Source organism: Mitsuaria sp. MSU3D (assembly GCF_056867975.1).
The window spans coordinates 4,401,594-4,419,110 of sequence record NZ_CP200314.1 but is presented as its reverse complement, the minus strand read 5'-3'; the positions used below and the strand labels follow the sequence as shown (position 1 = coordinate 4,419,110).

The window sequence follows — 17,517 nt, the reverse complement described above, 5'->3', positions numbered from 1 at the left end:
TGGCCTTGCCGGTTGGCGCGATACAGGAGCACGCATGAAACGCGTGGGTCTGTAGCTCAGTCGGTTAGAGCACCGTCTTGATAAGGCGGGGGTCGCTGGTTCGAATCCAGCCAGACCCACCACGAGGATCGTCAAGATCTTGGGGGATTAGCTCAGCTGGGAGAGCACCTGCTTTGCAAGCAGGGGGTCGTCGGTTCGATCCCGTCATCCTCCACCAATCACTTCACAAGGGTGGCAAACCACAGCGTCAAGCATGACGTTGTGGTTTGCCAGTCTCGACTTTTTAGTCGGCTGTTGTTCTTTAACAATTCGTAGAGTCGAATCAGCGTTGCTGGCGGAAAGCTTAGCGCTTCGTAAAGGGGCGCGGCACCGTGCCGCCAGCGACATTTGATTGCGTCAACAAACTTCAACTCTGAAAAGAGTAGAAATTGAAGAACGGCGAACGCGTGATACTCAAATAAATGCTCAAGTTGTTGAGCATCTGTCCTTGACGACATCTGCGGATGTCAAAGTTATAGGGTCAAGTGACTAAGTGCATGTGGTGGATGCCTTGGCGATTACAGGCGACGAAGGACGTGATAGCCTGCGATAAGCTTCGGGGAGCTGGCAAATAAGCTTTGATCCGGAGATTTCCGAATGGGGAAACCCACCTCGTTTAGAGGTATCGCACACTGAATACATAGGTGTGCGAGGCGAACCGGGTGAACTGAAACATCTCAGTAGCTCGAGGAAAAGACATCAACCGAGATTCCGAAAGTAGTGGCGAGCGAAATCGGAGTAGCCCTCGTGTTTTAGCAGTTGGCATATCAGAACGGAATGGAAAGTCCGGCCATAGCGGGTGATAGCCCCGTATGAGAAATGTCGATTGTGGAACTAGGCACGAATAGAGTAGGGCGGGACACGTGAAATCCTGTCTGAATATGGGGGGACCATCCTCCAAGGCTAAATACTCGTAATCGACCGATAGTGAACAAGTACCGTGAGGGAAAGGCGAAAAGAACCCCGGGAGGGGAGTGAAATAGATCCTGAAACCGCATGCATACAAAAAGTAGGAGCCCGCAAGGGTGACTGCGTACCTTTTGTATAATGGGTCAGCGACTTACATTCAGTGGCGAGGTTAACCGAATAGGGTAGCCGTAGAGAAATCGAGTCCGAATAGGGCGATTTAGTCGCTGGGTGTAGACCCGAAACCAGGTGATCTATCCATGGCCAGGATGAAGGTACCGTAACAGGTGCTGGAGGTCCGAACCGACTAGTGTTGCAAAACTAGCGGATGAGCTGTGGATAGGGGTGAAAGGCTAAACAAACCTGGAGATAGCTGGTTCTCTCCGAAAACTATTTAGGTAGTGCCTCAAGTATTACCTTCGGGGGTAGAGCACTGTTTAGGCTAGGGGGTCATGGCGACTTACCAAACCTATGCAAACTCCGAATACCGAAGAGTACAGCTTGGGAGACAGAGCACCGGGTGCTAACGTCCGGACTCAAGAGGGAAACAACCCAGACCGCCAGCTAAGGTCCCTAAAATTGGCTAAGTGGGAAACGAAGTGGGAAGGCTAAAACAGTCAGGATGTTGGCTTAGAAGCAGCCATCATTTAAAGAAAGCGTAATAGCTCACTGATCGAGTCGTCCTGCGCGGAAGATGTAACGGGGCTAAGCCAGTTACCGAAGCTGCGGATGCACAGTTTACTGTGCGTGGTAGGAGAGCGTTCTGTACGCCTGTGAAGGTGGGTCGTGAGGCCTGCTGGAGGTATCAGAAGTGCGAATGCTGACATGAGTAGCGTTAAAGGGGGTGAAAAGCCCCCTCGCCGAAAGCGCAAGGTTTCCTACGCAACGTTCATCGGCGTAGGGTGAGTCGGCCCCTAAGGCGAGGCAGAGATGCGTAGCTGATGGGAAACAGGTCAATATTCCTGTACCGATCAATAGTGCGATGTGGGGACGGAGAAGGTTAGCTCAGCCGGGTGTTGGATGTCCCGGTTCAAGCCTGTAGTCGTGCCTGGTAGGCAAATCCGCCGGGCTTAGATGAGGGGTGATAACGAGTCTGCTTGCAGACGAAGTGAGTGATACCCTGCTTCCAGGAAAAGCCACTAAGCTTCAGCTATTGACGACCGTACCGCAAACCGACACTGGTGCGCGAGATGAGTATTCTAAGGCGCTTGAGAGAACTCTGGAGAAGGAACTCGGCAAATTGACACCGTAACTTCGGAAGAAGGTGTGCCTTTAGTAGGTGATCCATTTACTTGGTTAGCCCAATGAGGCCGCAGAGAATCGGTGGCTGCAACTGTTTATTAAAAACACAGCACTCTGCAAAGACGAAAGTCGACGTATAGGGTGTGACTCCTGCCCGGTGCTGGAAGATTAAATGATGGGGTGCAAGCTCTTGACTGAAGTCCCAGTAAACGGCGGCCGTAACTATAACGGTCCTAAGGTAGCGAAATTCCTTGTCGGGTAAGTTCCGACCTGCACGAATGGAGTAATGATGGCCACACTGTCTCCTCCAGAGACTCAGCGAAGTTGAAATGTTTGTGATGATGCAATCTCCCCGCGGAAAGACGGAAAGACCCCATGAACCTTTACTGTAGCTTTACATTGGACTTTGAACAGATCTGTGTAGGATAGGTGGGAGGCTTTGAAACCTGGTCGCTAGATCAGGTGGAGCCAACGTTGAAATACCACCCTGGTGTGTTTGAGGTTCTAACCTTGGCCCGTTATCCGGGTTGGGGACAGTGTATGGTGGGCAGTTTGACTGGGGCGGTCTCCTCCCAAAGTGTAACGGAGGAGTTCGAAGGTACGCTAAATACGGTCGGAAATCGTGTTGATAGTGCATTGGCATAAGCGTGCTTGACTGCGAGACTGACAAGTCGAGCAGGTACGAAAGTAGGACAAAGTGATCCGGTGGTTCTGTATGGAAGGGCCATCGCTCAACGGATAAAAGGTACTCTGGGGATAACAGGCTGATACCGCCCAAGAGTTCATATCGACGGCGGTGTTTGGCACCTCGATGTCGGCTCATCTCATCCTGGGGCTGTAGCCGGTCCCAAGGGTATGGCTGTTCGCCATTTAAAGAGGTACGTGAGCTGGGTTTAAAACGTCGTGAGACAGTTTGGTCCCTATCTTCCGTGGGCGCTGCAAGATTGAGAGAGCCTGCTCCTAGTACGAGAGGACCGGAGTGGACGCACCTCTGGTGTATCGGTTGTCACGCCAGTGGCATCGCCGAGTAGCTAAGTGCGGAAGAGATAACCGCTGAAAGCATCTAAGCGGGAAACTCGTCTCAAGATGAGTCTTGCCGGGGCCTAGAGCCCCCTGAAGGGTCGTTCAAGACCAGGACGTTGATAGGCTGGGTGTGGAAGCGCAGTAATGCGTTAAGCTAACCAGTACTAATTGCCCGTGAGGCTTGACCCTATAACTTTGACACTCAAAACGTCAAGGTGAGTGGTCACGCAGATCGACGCGCATCCCGCTCATGCTGGGAATGCCCGATCAAAACCGTTCTTCAAACCTGAAGACGCAATCAAACCAAGCTGATTTGACTCTACCGAATTGGGCCTGCTGAGTTCCTCAGCAAGCCAACCAGTCAAGCCTGATGACCATAGCGAGTCGGTCCCACCCCTTCCCATCCCGAACAGGACCGTGAAACGACTCAGCGCCGATGATAGTGCGGATTCCCGTGTGAAAGTAGGTCATCGTCAGGCTAATATCCGGAGACGCCCGGTCGGATGACCGGGCGTTCCTTTCTCTGCTTGCAGAGATCAGCGCTTCGCGGAGCGTTGATCTCTGGAGCTGAGGCGGTGTCGATCAGATCATGAGAATGATCGTGAAAGACGCTTGACAAGTTCAAACGAACTCGTTTATAGTCTCATCTCTGCGCTTCTGACGACAAATCAGCGGTGCGACGAAGCAAGGCGGAAAGCCTGAAGCGAAAGCTGCTTCGATGTTCTTTAAGAATTTACAGCCGATAAGCGTGGGCGTCTGGACGAGCGGCCTGAGAAGGTTAAATCGCTAGATGCTCACGGAAGATATGAATGAAGCTATGAAAGTAGTCTTTGTTCGATTCCGTTGAGTTTATTCAAGATCGAACTGTAGAGTTTGATCCTGGCTCAGATTGAACGCTGGCGGCATGCCTTACACATGCAAGTCGAACGGTAACGCGGGGCAACCTGGCGACGAGTGGCGAACGGGTGAGTAATATATCGGAACGTGCCCAGTTGTGGGGGATAACTGCTCGAAAGAGCAGCTAATACCGCATACGACCTGAGGGTGAAAGCGGGGGATCGCAAGACCTCGCGCAATTGGAGCGGCCGATATCAGATTAGGTAGTTGGTGGGGTAAAGGCCTACCAAGCCGACGATCTGTAGCTGGTCTGAGAGGACGACCAGCCACACTGGGACTGAGACACGGCCCAGACTCCTACGGGAGGCAGCAGTGGGGAATTTTGGACAATGGGGGCAACCCTGATCCAGCCATGCCGCGTGCGGGAAGAAGGCCTTCGGGTTGTAAACCGCTTTTGTCAGGGAAGAAAAGACTCCTACTAATACTGGGGGTTCATGACGGTACCTGAAGAATAAGCACCGGCTAACTACGTGCCAGCAGCCGCGGTAATACGTAGGGTGCAAGCGTTAATCGGAATTACTGGGCGTAAAGCGTGCGCAGGCGGTTATGCAAGACAGATGTGAAATCCCCGGGCTCAACCTGGGAACTGCATTTGTGACTGCATGGCTAGAGTACGGTAGAGGGGGATGGAATTCCGCGTGTAGCAGTGAAATGCGTAGATATGCGGAGGAACACCGATGGCGAAGGCAATCCCCTGGACCTGTACTGACGCTCATGCACGAAAGCGTGGGGAGCAAACAGGATTAGATACCCTGGTAGTCCACGCCCTAAACGATGTCAACTGGTTGTTGGGAGGGTTTCTTCTCAGTAACGTAGCTAACGCGTGAAGTTGACCGCCTGGGGAGTACGGCCGCAAGGTTGAAACTCAAAGGAATTGACGGGGACCCGCACAAGCGGTGGATGATGTGGTTTAATTCGATGCAACGCGAAAAACCTTACCTACCCTTGACATGCCAGGAATCCTGCAGAGATGTGGGAGTGCTCGAAAGAGAACCTGGACACAGGTGCTGCATGGCCGTCGTCAGCTCGTGTCGTGAGATGTTGGGTTAAGTCCCGCAACGAGCGCAACCCTTGTCATTAGTTGCTACGAAAGGGCACTCTAATGAGACTGCCGGTGACAAACCGGAGGAAGGTGGGGATGACGTCAGGTCATCATGGCCCTTATGGGTAGGGCTACACACGTCATACAATGGCCGGGACAGAGGGCTGCCAACCCGCGAGGGGGAGCTAATCCCAGAAACCCGGTCGTAGTCCGGATCGCAGTCTGCAACTCGACTGCGTGAAGTCGGAATCGCTAGTAATCGCGGATCAGCTTGCCGCGGTGAATACGTTCCCGGGTCTTGTACACACCGCCCGTCACACCATGGGAGCGGGTTCTGCCAGAAGTAGTTAGCCTAACCGCAAGGGGGGCGATTACCACGGCAGGGTTCGTGACTGGGGTGAAGTCGTAACAAGGTAGCCGTATCGGAAGGTGCGGCTGGATCACCTCCTTTCTAGAGAATGACGAGACCGTCGGGTTGCCTAGGCAGCTCGGGAGAGTCGAGTCGAAAAATGCGAGTTCAGCGCGCCCACACTTATCGGCTGTAGACACACAACAGTGAGTGAGAAAACGCGTGAGCCTGGCGAGCTGGCCTTGCCGGTTGGCGCGATACAGGAGCACGCATGAAACGCGTGGGTCTGTAGCTCAGTCGGTTAGAGCACCGTCTTGATAAGGCGGGGGTCGCTGGTTCGAATCCAGCCAGACCCACCACGAGGATCGTCAAGATCTTGGGGGATTAGCTCAGCTGGGAGAGCACCTGCTTTGCAAGCAGGGGGTCGTCGGTTCGATCCCGTCATCCTCCACCAATCACTTCACAAGGGTGGCAAACCACAGCGTCAAGCATGACGTTGTGGTTTGCCAGTCTCGACTTTTTAGTCGGCTGTTGTTCTTTAACAATTCGTAGAGTCGAATCAGCGTTGCTGGCGGAAAGCTTAGCGCTTCGTAAAGGGGCGCGGCACCGTGCCGCCAGCGACATTTGATTGCGTCAACAAACTTCAACTCTGAAAAGAGTAGAAATTGAAGAACGGCGAACGCGTGATACTCAAATAAATGCTCAAGTTGTTGAGCATCTGTCCTTGACGACATCTGCGGATGTCAAAGTTATAGGGTCAAGTGACTAAGTGCATGTGGTGGATGCCTTGGCGATTACAGGCGACGAAGGACGTGATAGCCTGCGATAAGCTTCGGGGAGCTGGCAAATAAGCTTTGATCCGGAGATTTCCGAATGGGGAAACCCACCTCGTTTAGAGGTATCGCACACTGAATACATAGGTGTGCGAGGCGAACCGGGTGAACTGAAACATCTCAGTAGCTCGAGGAAAAGACATCAACCGAGATTCCGAAAGTAGTGGCGAGCGAAATCGGAGTAGCCCTCGTGTTTTAGCAGTTGGCATATCAGAACGGAATGGAAAGTCCGGCCATAGCGGGTGATAGCCCCGTATGAGAAATGTCGATTGTGGAACTAGGCACGAATAGAGTAGGGCGGGACACGTGAAATCCTGTCTGAATATGGGGGGACCATCCTCCAAGGCTAAATACTCGTAATCGACCGATAGTGAACAAGTACCGTGAGGGAAAGGCGAAAAGAACCCCGGGAGGGGAGTGAAATAGATCCTGAAACCGCATGCATACAAAAAGTAGGAGCCCGCAAGGGTGACTGCGTACCTTTTGTATAATGGGTCAGCGACTTACATTCAGTGGCGAGGTTAACCGAATAGGGTAGCCGTAGAGAAATCGAGTCCGAATAGGGCGATTTAGTCGCTGGGTGTAGACCCGAAACCAGGTGATCTATCCATGGCCAGGATGAAGGTACCGTAACAGGTGCTGGAGGTCCGAACCGACTAGTGTTGCAAAACTAGCGGATGAGCTGTGGATAGGGGTGAAAGGCTAAACAAACCTGGAGATAGCTGGTTCTCTCCGAAAACTATTTAGGTAGTGCCTCAAGTATTACCTTCGGGGGTAGAGCACTGTTTAGGCTAGGGGGTCATGGCGACTTACCAAACCTATGCAAACTCCGAATACCGAAGAGTACAGCTTGGGAGACAGAGCACCGGGTGCTAACGTCCGGACTCAAGAGGGAAACAACCCAGACCGCCAGCTAAGGTCCCTAAAATTGGCTAAGTGGGAAACGAAGTGGGAAGGCTAAAACAGTCAGGATGTTGGCTTAGAAGCAGCCATCATTTAAAGAAAGCGTAATAGCTCACTGATCGAGTCGTCCTGCGCGGAAGATGTAACGGGGCTAAGCCAGTTACCGAAGCTGCGGATGCACAGTTTACTGTGCGTGGTAGGAGAGCGTTCTGTACGCCTGTGAAGGTGGGTCGTGAGGCCTGCTGGAGGTATCAGAAGTGCGAATGCTGACATGAGTAGCGTTAAAGGGGGTGAAAAGCCCCCTCGCCGAAAGCGCAAGGTTTCCTACGCAACGTTCATCGGCGTAGGGTGAGTCGGCCCCTAAGGCGAGGCAGAGATGCGTAGCTGATGGGAAACAGGTCAATATTCCTGTACCGATCAATAGTGCGATGTGGGGACGGAGAAGGTTAGCTCAGCCGGGTGTTGGATGTCCCGGTTCAAGCCTGTAGTCGTGCCTGGTAGGCAAATCCGCCGGGCTTAGATGAGGGGTGATAACGAGTCTGCTTGCAGACGAAGTGAGTGATACCCTGCTTCCAGGAAAAGCCACTAAGCTTCAGCTATTGACGACCGTACCGCAAACCGACACTGGTGCGCGAGATGAGTATTCTAAGGCGCTTGAGAGAACTCTGGAGAAGGAACTCGGCAAATTGACACCGTAACTTCGGAAGAAGGTGTGCCTTTAGTAGGTGATCCATTTACTTGGTTAGCCCAATGAGGCCGCAGAGAATCGGTGGCTGCAACTGTTTATTAAAAACACAGCACTCTGCAAAGACGAAAGTCGACGTATAGGGTGTGACTCCTGCCCGGTGCTGGAAGATTAAATGATGGGGTGCAAGCTCTTGACTGAAGTCCCAGTAAACGGCGGCCGTAACTATAACGGTCCTAAGGTAGCGAAATTCCTTGTCGGGTAAGTTCCGACCTGCACGAATGGAGTAATGATGGCCACACTGTCTCCTCCAGAGACTCAGCGAAGTTGAAATGTTTGTGATGATGCAATCTCCCCGCGGAAAGACGGAAAGACCCCATGAACCTTTACTGTAGCTTTACATTGGACTTTGAACAGATCTGTGTAGGATAGGTGGGAGGCTTTGAAACCTGGTCGCTAGATCAGGTGGAGCCAACGTTGAAATACCACCCTGGTGTGTTTGAGGTTCTAACCTTGGCCCGTTATCCGGGTTGGGGACAGTGTATGGTGGGCAGTTTGACTGGGGCGGTCTCCTCCCAAAGTGTAACGGAGGAGTTCGAAGGTACGCTAAATACGGTCGGAAATCGTGTTGATAGTGCATTGGCATAAGCGTGCTTGACTGCGAGACTGACAAGTCGAGCAGGTACGAAAGTAGGACAAAGTGATCCGGTGGTTCTGTATGGAAGGGCCATCGCTCAACGGATAAAAGGTACTCTGGGGATAACAGGCTGATACCGCCCAAGAGTTCATATCGACGGCGGTGTTTGGCACCTCGATGTCGGCTCATCTCATCCTGGGGCTGTAGCCGGTCCCAAGGGTATGGCTGTTCGCCATTTAAAGAGGTACGTGAGCTGGGTTTAAAACGTCGTGAGACAGTTTGGTCCCTATCTTCCGTGGGCGCTGCAAGATTGAGAGAGCCTGCTCCTAGTACGAGAGGACCGGAGTGGACGCACCTCTGGTGTATCGGTTGTCACGCCAGTGGCATCGCCGAGTAGCTAAGTGCGGAAGAGATAACCGCTGAAAGCATCTAAGCGGGAAACTCGTCTCAAGATGAGTCTTGCCGGGGCCTAGAGCCCCCTGAAGGGTCGTTCAAGACCAGGACGTTGATAGGCTGGGTGTGGAAGCGCAGTAATGCGTTAAGCTAACCAGTACTAATTGCCCGTGAGGCTTGACCCTATAACTTTGACACTCAAAACGTCAAGGTGAGTGGTCACGCAGATCGACGCGCATCCCGCTCATGCTGGGAATGCCCGATCAAAACCGTTCTTCAAACCTGAAGACGCAATCAAACCAAGCTGATTTGACTCTACCGAATTGGGCCTGCTGAGTTCCTCAGCAAGCCAACCAGTCAAGCCTGATGACCATAGCGAGTCGGTCCCACCCCTTCCCATCCCGAACAGGACCGTGAAACGACTCAGCGCCGATGATAGTGCGGATTCCCGTGTGAAAGTAGGTCATCGTCAGGCTAATACCCCGCCAAACCCCTCGATCAGTCATGGTCGAGGGGTTTTGCCTTTTCCGGAAGCAATTTCCGACTTCAACCGCTCGCAGCTGAGATTGTTCGAATTGGCGTCGAGTCCTGTTGCAAGGCGCCGCCAAGTACGAGGTTCTGCACCAACTGCGCTGCCCAACCATGTAGCGGATCCGAGTCAAAGAACCGTCTCCAGGTCTGGACCAGGATAGGGGTGCTCGTCAGCCACTCGACCAAGTCCTCCGTTGGGCAGGCTTGAGCTTCGAGCATGTGGAAGACCGTCAGTGCCTTAGCCGCATGCATGGCGTGTTTTCGAGGCTCGCGCTGGAAATACTCGAGTCTTCCGCGTGCAGTGCTCAGGGCGGCTTGTGCATCTTTAAATGGCGAGCCATGACCCGGGATAACGATTCGAGGGTGGAGCGATTCGATGAGGTCCAGCGTCGCGCCCACGTGCGCGAACGCGTGTTCGTCGTCGAGCTCCGGAAACACAATGCCGAAACCTCGTTCCCACAACGCGTCAGCCGAGATCAGTGTCCGGTTCTCTGGCTCAAAAAGGATCACCGAGTGAGGATCATGGCCTGGTGCCGAATGAATCTGCCATTCGTGCCCACCTTGGTACAAGGCTTCGCCGGGAATCAGCTTGCCCGTGGGGCTGAACTGTTCACAGTATTGGCCAGTGGCGCGAAAACTGAGTGCGGCCTGGTCCCAGGCCAAGATTGCCGAGAATTCGCCCGGGGGGATCAAAACTGGGCAACGATATCTCGCCGAGAGGGCCGCGTTTCCACCGCAATGATCCGAGTGCAAGTGACTATTGGCGATTAGCCGGAGCTTTTCACCCGGCCGGAGTGATTCCGCGATCAGTGCGAGCGTCTGTTCACGATGGGACGAGTACCCGGTATCGACCAGGACCGCACCTTCCTCACGTGTCGCGCCATGAAGCAGGATGTTGTTGGAGGAGAGCCATCCGCGCTCCAGCACTGTCATGCCGGCAGGAAGGTTCAGGTGGCCCATCGCCCCGCGTCTCGCCAAGTCCAATCGAACTGCTACTGGCGCAACTCGCGCCTGAGGATCTTGCCGACATTCGTCTTGGGCAGCTCATCGCGGAACTCGATGTACTTCGGACGTTTGTAGCCGGTCAGTTGCTTATGGCAGTAGGCGGACAAGTCCTCTTCCGCGAGCGCCGAATCCTTCTTGATGACGAAAAGCTTCACCGCCTCACCTGAATGCTGATCGGGAACTCCGATCGCAGCGCATTCCATGACCCCGGGATGCAGATTGACCACCTGTTCAATCTCGGTGGGATATACGTTGAACCCGCTGACAAGGATCATGTCCTTCTTGCGATCTACGATGCGCGTGAAGCCTTCGGCGTCCATGACGCCGATGTCGCCGGTCTTGAAGAATCCGTCCGGGCCGATTGCCTGTGCGGTGTCGTCCGGGCGATTCCAATAGCCGGCCATCACCTGAGGGCCGCGGATGCAGATCTCTCCGCGCTGCCCCAATGGCACGTCATTCCCGTCGTCGTCGCGGATGGCAATCTCAGTATTTGGAACAGGCAGCCCGATCGAGCCGTTGAACTGATCCAGGTCGAGGCGGTTGACCGTCGCGACAGGAGACGTCTCCGAGAGTCCATAACCTTCGACGACGGGACAGCCGGTGATGCGAGCCCATTTCTCCGCCGTGGCCTGCTGCACTGCCATGCCACCGCCGTTCGAGATCACCAGTTCGCTGAAGTCCAGCTTGGCGAAGGCGGGGTCGTTCGCCAAGGCGTTGAACAGCGTATTGACCGCGGGGAACATGTTCACGCGGTAGTTGCGAAGCGTGGCGATCAGCCCTGGAATGTCGCGCGGATTGGGAATCAGCAGATTCATGATCCCCATCCGCGCGCCCAGCATGTAGCACGCCGTCAGCGCGAAGATGTGATACAGCGGCAGCGCGCAGACGATGGTCAGCGGCTTGTCGCCCAGCTTGTTGAGCATCGGCGCGAACCACGCCTCGCTCTGCAGGATGTTGGCCACGACATTTCGATGCAGCAGCGTCGCCCCCTTGGACAGGCCGGTCGTGCCGCCGGTGTACTGCAGGAACGCGGGATCCTCGGCGCCCACCTGCACCGGCCTCAGCGGCTGGCCTGCGCCTTCCGCAAGCGCCTTGTTGAAGCGCGTGACGCTGCGGCCGCCGGTCAATGGCAGGCGGAATTCCGGCACCATCTTCTTGACATGTCGAACCGCGAAGTTGATCAGTGGCCCGCGCCACCAACCGAGCATGTCGCCCAAACCGGTGAGCACCACGTGCTTCACCTGAGTTCGGTCGATGACCTCCGACAGCGTCTTGGCAAAGTTCTCGAGGACGATGATCGCCTCGGCGCCGGAGTCTTTCAGCTGATGCTCGAGCTCGCGAGGCGTGTACAACGGATTGACGTTCACGACGACGTAGCCTGCGCGCAGGATCGCGGCGATCGTCACCATGTACTGCAGCACGTTCGGCATCATGATGGCGACGCGAGCACCCCGCGCCAGACCGCGGTGCTGCAACCAGGCGCCCAATGCGGTCGAGAGCTCATCGACCTGCGCGAAGGTCAGGCGCTGATCCATGCAGGCGGCCGCATCGCGGCGCGCATGCTTGCGGAAGGCCTCCTCCAGCAGGGCTACCAGCGAGGGATAGACATCGACGGGGATCTCGGCAGGAACGCCTGGCGGATAGTTCTTGAGCCAAGGCTTGTCGGTGTGGGTTGCGGTCATGTCTCCTCGTCGCGTTCTTGATGTTGGGGAGGGGGCTGGCCCCCGAGGAACTGCCGATGCTGGCGGCTGACGCGGTCTCGTCGTAGCGGGGATGCCCTAGGCCGACGCGTCACGTGAGGGACAACGTGGGTGATCCGAGGGGCGGTGCACGCCGCCGCAGAATTTTCCGAACTCCCGGCGACGCCGAACCCACCTCTACACTCGATGCTTTGCCCGGGAGTCCGGATGAACGGCAGGCTGCAGCGCCTCACTTCCCTGTTTCGCTGGATCGTCGGACCGCTGCTGTCCGTGTGTGCGGCCGTTCTCTGGACGCCATGGATCGGTCTTTCCGTCCTCGCCCTGTTCGTGCTGGGACCCCCTTTGACGATGCTGCCGCAGTTCCTGGTTCTGCGCGTCATACCGCCGGCGCCGGGGCTCCCGACCGCGCCGCTCGGCGACCTGCTGCACGCATGGTGGCGCGAAGTCGTCGTGGTGACCAAGGTGTTCAGCTGGCAGCAACCGTGGGCAGAGCACCAGGAGCCCGACTTCATCCCCGACGCCGCGCAGGGACGAGGGGAGCGCGGCGTCGTGCTCCTGCACGGCTATGGCTGCAATCGCGGCTTGTGGAACGGATGGATGAAGGCGCTGCGCAAGCGCGGCATTCCCTTCGTCGCCATCACCCAGGAGCCGGCATTTGGCTCGATCGATCGTTACGCGCCTCAGATCGACGCGGCTATGCACGCGCTGCAGGCGTGCACGGGGCAGGCGCCGTTGATCGTCGCGCACAGCATGGGCGGATTGAGCGCTCGCGCCTGGTGGCGCAGCCAGGGCCACGCCTTTGACCGCGTCCATCGCATCCTGACGCTGGGCACCCCGCATCACGGCACGCTGCTGGCGAAACTCGGGACCACCGAAAACGCTCGCCAGATGCGCGGCGATTCGGAATGGCTGAATCAGATGGCGCGCGAGGAGCCTGCACAGCTGGCAGGTCATTTCGATTGCCTCTACGGACACTGCGACCAGATCGTGTTCCCGGCGGAAACCGCCATCCTGCCCGGCGCCCGCGTCCTGCACCTCCCGGCGCGGGGACATCTGCAACTGGTGTTCGAGCCGCAGGCCTTCGAACGGGCGATGCAGTTGCTCGAAGAGCCCGCCCAGCGTGCACCCGAAAGGGCGAGCCGGGCGGGCTGAGTCAGGCAAAGATCAGGCGTCGGCCTTGAGCACGCCGCGGCGGATCTGGTCGAGCTCGATGCTTTCGAACAGCGCCTTGAAGTTGCCCTCGCCGAAGCCTTCGTTGCCCTTGCGCTGAATGATCTCGAAGAAGATCGGGCCGATCACTTCCTTGGTGAAGATCTGGAGCAGCAGCTCGTGCGGCGCGCCCTGATGCGCGGCGCCATCGATCAGGATGCGCAGGCGGCGCAACTCGTCGAGGTTCTCGCCGTGCTCGGGCAGGCGCTTCGACACCAGGTCGTAGTAGGTCTCGATCGTGTCCTGGAAGACCACGCCGGTCCCCCGCATGCCTTCGATGCTGCTGTAGATGTCGTCGGTGCCCAGTGCCACGTGCTGGATGCCTTCGCCGTGATACAGGTCCAGGTACTCCGCGATCTGGCTCTTGTCGTCGCTGCTCTCGTTGATCGGGATACGGATCTTGCCGCAGGGGCTGGTCATCGCCTTGGACTTCAGGCCGGTCAGCTTGCCCTCGATGTCGAAATAGCGGACCTCGCGGAAGTTGAACAGTCGCTCGTAGAACTCAGCCCATTCCTTCATGCGTCCGCGGAAGACGTTGTGGGTCAGGTGATCGATGTAGGTCAGGCCATGACCCTTGGGCGTCGACTGCACCGGCTGGCCTTCCGCGTCCAGCAGCGGAACGAAGTCGACGTCGTAGATGCTGATGTTGCCGATCTCGCCGGCGGCCGCGCCGTTCTTGCCTTGCCAGCGGTCGACGAAGTAGATCAGCGAGTCGCCGATGCCCTTGATCGCCGGGATGTTCAGCTCCATCGGGCCGGCCTTGTTGTCGAAGCCCCAGGCGCCCAGTTCCAGCGCGCGGCGGTACGCGAAGGCGGCGTCCTTGACGCGGAACGCGATCGCGCAGATCGACGGGCCGTGCAGGCGCGCGAAGCGCTGTGCGAAGGCGTCCTGCTCGGCGTTGATGATGAAGTTCACATCGCCCTGGCGATACAGCGTCACGTTCTTGTGGCGGTGGCGTGCGACAGCGACGAAGCCCATCGAGGTGAACAGCGCGCCGAGCGCGGCGGGATCGGGCGCGGCGAATTCGATGAACTCGAAGCCGTCGGTGCCCATCGGGTTGTCCCAGGGGGTGAATGCCATGTTTGTCTCCGTTTCCCGGTCAAGGGGATCTGGTCAGAAATGCGATGGCGTCACTGTAGAAGGCGGAGGGCGCAGGATTTCTGCGATCCACGTCGTCCTCTTGGGGTGAGGCGCAGGAATCCTGCAAGAATCCCGGCATGGACAAGCAGATCGAGCTCGATGCGATCGACCGACGCATCCTCCACGCCCTCCAGGCCGATGGCCGCATGACCTACGACGCGCTGGCGGCGCAGGTCAACCTGTCGTCGTCCGCGGTGCTGCGGCGGGTCCGGAGGCTGGAAGAAGGCGGCGTGATCACCGCCTACGTGGCGCTGGTGAATCCGGAGCGGGTGGGGCTGGGGCTCACGGCCTACATCAACGTCCGATTGGAGAAGCACACGGAGAGCCACAAGCGCACGCCGATGGACCTCTTCCGCGCCGCGGTCCAGACCTGGCCCGAAGTGGTGGAATGCGCCGCCCTGACGGGGGAGATGGATTACCTGCTGCGTGTGCTTGTCGAGGACATGAGCCACTACGCGCGCTTCATCAGCGACACCCTGTTGCGTCATCCCAGCGTGCAGGACTGCAAGACGAGCTTCGTGCTGGACCGGTTGAAGAACACGACGGCCTTGCCGGTGTGAGCCGGGGACGTCAGCGGCGTTCCAGCACCACCGCCAGTTCGAACCACCCCCGCTCGTGGGGGCGTTGCAGGTAGGGCGGCGCGGGCCACTTCCAAAGGGCGAGCGGGAACAGGGCCCTCACCGCGTTGATGTCGCAGTGGTACGGCGGGCCGACGACCTGGCCGAGCTCGGACTCTTCGCGCCGCGCCTGCATGAACAACCCCAGCAGCCGCCCTCCCGGCTTGAGCCAGCGCTGCAGTTGCTCGGCGTAGGTCGTCCATTGATCGGGGTGCAGGGCGCAGAGGCAGGTCTGCTCGTAGACCAGGTCGAGCGGCTGGTCCGGACGCCAGGCCAGCACGTCCGCCTGTTCGACCCGACCCGGCAGGCGCGCCTCCTTGAGCTTGGCGCGGGCGCTCTCGACGGCCGCCGGCGTGTAGTCGAGCCCGGTCACGTCGAGCCCCGCCTGCGCCAGCACGGCCAGTTCGTGGCCGCGACCGCAGCCCGGCACCACGACGCGCTGGCCGTTGCCGAGTAATCCGTCGCCCATCCACGTCGCCAGTTGCGGATGCGCGCTGCCGCGGTCCCAGCCGGTCTGACCGGTCTCGAACCGCTGTTGCCAGAACGCTTGATCGGGGCCGGCCATGTTGTCTCCTCGCGCGGTGTCCGCGTTCCTGCGAAGCGGACAGCGTAACCGGGCGCGGGGGTCAGATGACGCCGTCGACCTCGTGGACGAGTTTCAGCGTATGGGCGGGCGAGAGGCTCATCAGCTGTCCGATCTCGATGAGATCGTCCGGCACGGCCGGGTTCTCCCAGCTCTGTGCGGTGTGTCGCGCCAGGCGGACTGCCAGCATCACGCTGCGGACCTGCGGGTCGTGGACCTTCTTGTCATCGACGATGTGGGCGAGCAACTCCGGCAGACGCCAGGTGCGCATCAAGGCCTGCTCGAGATCGCCGAGTTCCACGTTGAGCACCGCGCGCTGCGCCGCGACGCTGCGCAGCGTCGGATCGGCCTCTTGACGGCGCCGGATCTCGAGCGCGAGGTCCGGCGCCTCGCACCACAGCAGCATCTCGGAGAAGTCGTGGAGCAGCGCGGCGCTGTGGATGACGGCGGCGTCGGGATCGGCGCGGTGGGCGGCGAATCCCAGTGCGAAGCGGGCCGCGCGCTCGGCGCGGTGCAGTACGCGCTGCACGCCGGCCAGCGCGTCCGGTCGGTCTGCCAGACGCTGCTCGACCGTCGGCTGTTCGCCGAAGGCCTTGAAGAAGGGGGTGATGCCCATCAACACCAGCGCGGCCGTGACCGTCTCGGTGTCGGTCAGCAGCCGGCTGGAGCGCTGCGACGCGGCATGCGCCAGCAGCTTGAGCGTCATCAGCGGGTCCTTGCTCAGGAACTCGCCGAGCAGGTGCGCGTCGACCGCATCCTCATTCGCGCGCCAGAGCTCCAGTTGCTCGGCCGTGCTGGCCAGCACCGGGATCTCCATGTCGCGAAAGCGGGCCGTCCACGCCGCCAGATCCGGCAAGGGCCGGGTCAGCGGCTGGAACGGCGTCCGCGGCGCCGGAGGCGGGGAGGGAATCGGCGGATTCCCCGGCCCGCTCCCGGACGGGGCAGACGCAGCGGGCGGAGCGCTCTGGGTCATGAAGCGGGGTCGTCGCGTGGGCGGCGATGCACGGTGAACGTTGTTCATCGTATATCGGCTCGGCGCCCGCGAGCTTGATCCCCACCGCGGCCACGGCGACCGCGAGCCAGACCGGCATCACAGCCGTTGCACACCCGCGAGGGTGCCCTGCAGTTGGCCGTCGACGTAGATCCGGCCGGCGCCATCGGCATCGGCGTGGAACTCAAGCCCTTCGGCCGGAGCTTCCCGACGCGCCGCCGGAGCGACGTGCCAGGCCCAACTGATCAGGCGCCCGCCGGCGCTGAGCAGCAGGATCGCCAGCCAGCCCCGGAGGCTCTGCTGGCGGACCAGACCGTGCATGCGGCCTGGCATCAAGGTGATCTCTTGCATTTCTTGTCTCCCGGGGCGGCCTGCGCCGGACCGGGAGGACATCCCGTTCCGTCGGAGGCTACCCTTTCAAGGGCTGAAGTCGTCGTGCCGCTGAAGCGCGCGCTTCAGGGCCTGCTGTTCCTGCTGGCGGCGGCCGCCGGTGCCGGGGCCGTGACGGCCCGCGGAACGGCCGTGGCTCAGGGCCACGAAGGGATTGCGCGGCTTGCGCAGGGTCATTGCACGCGGACGGGGAGTGGTGAACTGGGCCATGGCAGCCTCCTGTGATGACAGACGAAAGGGGACGGAAAGGGGTCGACAGCGTGAGCGCCTCGGTCCCGGAACGGCGCCAGACAGCGCGGCCGTTGCGGCGGGGGCTCAAAAGTTGCGCAGATGATAAACATCTGATTATCAAGCGCAAGAGCTTTTCATCAGACGTTGTCCCTGGGCGACGGGACGCGCCCA

Annotated in this window: 9 protein-coding genes, 4 tRNA genes and 5 rRNA genes; 11 read left to right on the top strand and 7 right to left on the bottom strand. The window is 58.5% G+C overall.

The genetic code is table 11. The annotated features are described in order from the left end of the window. Window positions 1–45 precede the first annotated feature (45 nt). The 9 genes from AC1VNM_RS19420 (at window position 46) to rrf (AC1VNM_RS19380) (ending at window position 9,424) form a co-directional block, all read left to right on the top strand. Window positions 46–122, top strand: a tRNA-Ile gene (locus AC1VNM_RS19420). Window positions 123–141: 19 nt separating this feature from the next. Continuing rightward, window positions 142–217: transfer RNA gene (locus AC1VNM_RS19415), tRNA-Ala, on the top strand. A gap of 301 nt (window positions 218–518) precedes the next feature. Then, window positions 519–3,399 (top strand): 23S ribosomal RNA (locus AC1VNM_RS19410). 177 nt (window positions 3,400–3,576) lie between these two features. After that, a 5S ribosomal RNA gene (gene rrf, locus AC1VNM_RS19405) occupies window positions 3,577–3,689 on the top strand. A 382-nt stretch (window positions 3,690–4,071) separates the two neighbouring features. After that, window positions 4,072–5,600: ribosomal RNA gene (locus AC1VNM_RS19400) — 16S ribosomal RNA — on the top strand. A gap of 180 nt (window positions 5,601–5,780) precedes the next feature. After that, window positions 5,781–5,857 (top strand) — tRNA-Ile (locus AC1VNM_RS19395). 19 nt (window positions 5,858–5,876) lie between these two features. After that, window positions 5,877–5,952: transfer RNA gene (locus AC1VNM_RS19390), tRNA-Ala, on the top strand. 301 nt (window positions 5,953–6,253) lie between these two features. Further along, a 23S ribosomal RNA gene (locus AC1VNM_RS19385) occupies window positions 6,254–9,134 on the top strand. 177 nt (window positions 9,135–9,311) lie between these two features. Beyond that, window positions 9,312–9,424: ribosomal RNA gene (rrf, locus tag AC1VNM_RS19380) — 5S ribosomal RNA — on the top strand. Together the 16S, 23S and 5S rRNA genes with 4 tRNA genes alongside form the textbook arrangement of a ribosomal RNA operon. A gap of 71 nt (window positions 9,425–9,495) precedes the next feature. On the opposite strand, the gene AC1VNM_RS19375 is transcribed toward rrf (AC1VNM_RS19380), so the two are convergent. Beyond that, on the bottom strand, window positions 9,496–10,440 hold the full coding sequence (locus tag AC1VNM_RS19375; RefSeq protein WP_483107988.1) for an MBL fold metallo-hydrolase: 945 nt from the start codon (window positions 10,438–10,440) through the stop codon (window positions 9,496–9,498). A 32-nt stretch (window positions 10,441–10,472) separates the two neighbouring features. After that, window positions 10,473–12,167: a long-chain-fatty-acid--CoA ligase gene (locus AC1VNM_RS19370; RefSeq protein WP_483107987.1), complete on the bottom strand. Its 1,695-nt coding sequence runs from the start codon at window positions 12,165–12,167 to the stop codon at window positions 10,473–10,475. A gap of 225 nt (window positions 12,168–12,392) precedes the next feature. Between AC1VNM_RS19370 and AC1VNM_RS19365 the strand changes: the two genes are divergently transcribed. Next, window positions 12,393–13,337: an esterase/lipase family protein gene (locus AC1VNM_RS19365; protein WP_483107986.1), complete on the top strand. Its 945-nt coding sequence runs from the start codon at window positions 12,393–12,395 to the stop codon at window positions 13,335–13,337. A gap of 12 nt (window positions 13,338–13,349) precedes the next feature. Here the strand turns inward: AC1VNM_RS19365 and hppD are convergent, their stop codons facing one another. Then, window positions 13,350–14,474 (bottom strand): 4-hydroxyphenylpyruvate dioxygenase, encoded by a 1,125-nt coding sequence (gene hppD / locus AC1VNM_RS19360; protein ID WP_483107985.1) that lies wholly within the window; start codon window positions 14,472–14,474, stop codon window positions 13,350–13,352. A 137-nt stretch (window positions 14,475–14,611) separates the two neighbouring features. On the opposite strand from hppD, the gene AC1VNM_RS19355 reads away from it, so the two are divergent. Then, on the top strand, window positions 14,612–15,094 hold the full coding sequence (locus tag AC1VNM_RS19355) for an Lrp/AsnC family transcriptional regulator (RefSeq protein WP_088407753.1): 483 nt from the start codon (window positions 14,612–14,614) through the stop codon (window positions 15,092–15,094). A gap of 10 nt (window positions 15,095–15,104) precedes the next feature. On the opposite strand, the gene AC1VNM_RS19350 is transcribed toward AC1VNM_RS19355, so the two are convergent. From AC1VNM_RS19350 to AC1VNM_RS19335, 4 genes are all read right to left on the bottom strand, one after another. Continuing rightward, window positions 15,105–15,716 carry a methyltransferase domain-containing protein gene (locus AC1VNM_RS19350; protein ID WP_483107984.1) on the bottom strand — a complete coding sequence of 204 codons (612 nt, stop codon included), beginning with the start codon at window positions 15,714–15,716 and terminating at the stop codon, window positions 15,105–15,107. A gap of 61 nt (window positions 15,717–15,777) precedes the next feature. After that, entirely contained in the window at window positions 15,778–16,539 is a 762-nt protein-coding gene (locus tag AC1VNM_RS19345; RefSeq protein ID WP_483107983.1) for an HDOD domain-containing protein, read from the bottom strand. Window positions 16,540–16,824: 285 nt separating this feature from the next. Further along, on the bottom strand, window positions 16,825–17,076 hold the full coding sequence (locus tag AC1VNM_RS19340) for a hypothetical protein (protein WP_377159749.1): 252 nt from the start codon (window positions 17,074–17,076) through the stop codon (window positions 16,825–16,827). 66 nt (window positions 17,077–17,142) lie between these two features. Then, window positions 17,143–17,325 carry a hypothetical protein gene (locus AC1VNM_RS19335; protein ID WP_483107982.1) on the bottom strand — a complete coding sequence of 61 codons (183 nt, stop codon included), beginning with the start codon at window positions 17,323–17,325 and terminating at the stop codon, window positions 17,143–17,145. Window positions 17,326–17,517 lie beyond the last annotated feature (192 nt).

Bases quoted from the DNA above. Each gene is read 5' to 3' on its own strand.
- hppD (WP_483107985.1), bottom strand. From the start codon at position 14,474: ATGGCATTCACCCCCTGGGACAACCCGATGGGCACCGACGGCTTCGAG.
- AC1VNM_RS19370 (WP_483107987.1), bottom strand. From the start codon at position 12,167: ATGACCGCAACCCACACCGACAAGCCTTGGCTCAAGAACTATCCGCCA.
- AC1VNM_RS19340 (WP_377159749.1), bottom strand. From the start codon at position 17,076: ATGCAAGAGATCACCTTGATGCCAGGCCGCATGCACGGTCTGGTCCGC.
- AC1VNM_RS19365 (WP_483107986.1), top strand. From the start codon at position 12,393: ATGAACGGCAGGCTGCAGCGCCTCACTTCCCTGTTTCGCTGGATCGTC.
- AC1VNM_RS19375 (WP_483107988.1), bottom strand. From the start codon at position 10,440: ATGGGCCACCTGAACCTTCCTGCCGGCATGACAGTGCTGGAGCGCGGA.
- AC1VNM_RS19355 (WP_088407753.1), top strand. From the start codon at position 14,612: ATGGACAAGCAGATCGAGCTCGATGCGATCGACCGACGCATCCTCCAC.
- AC1VNM_RS19350 (WP_483107984.1), bottom strand. From the start codon at position 15,716: ATGGCCGGCCCCGATCAAGCGTTCTGGCAACAGCGGTTCGAGACCGGT.
- AC1VNM_RS19335 (WP_483107982.1), bottom strand. From the start codon at position 17,325: ATGGCCCAGTTCACCACTCCCCGTCCGCGTGCAATGACCCTGCGCAAG.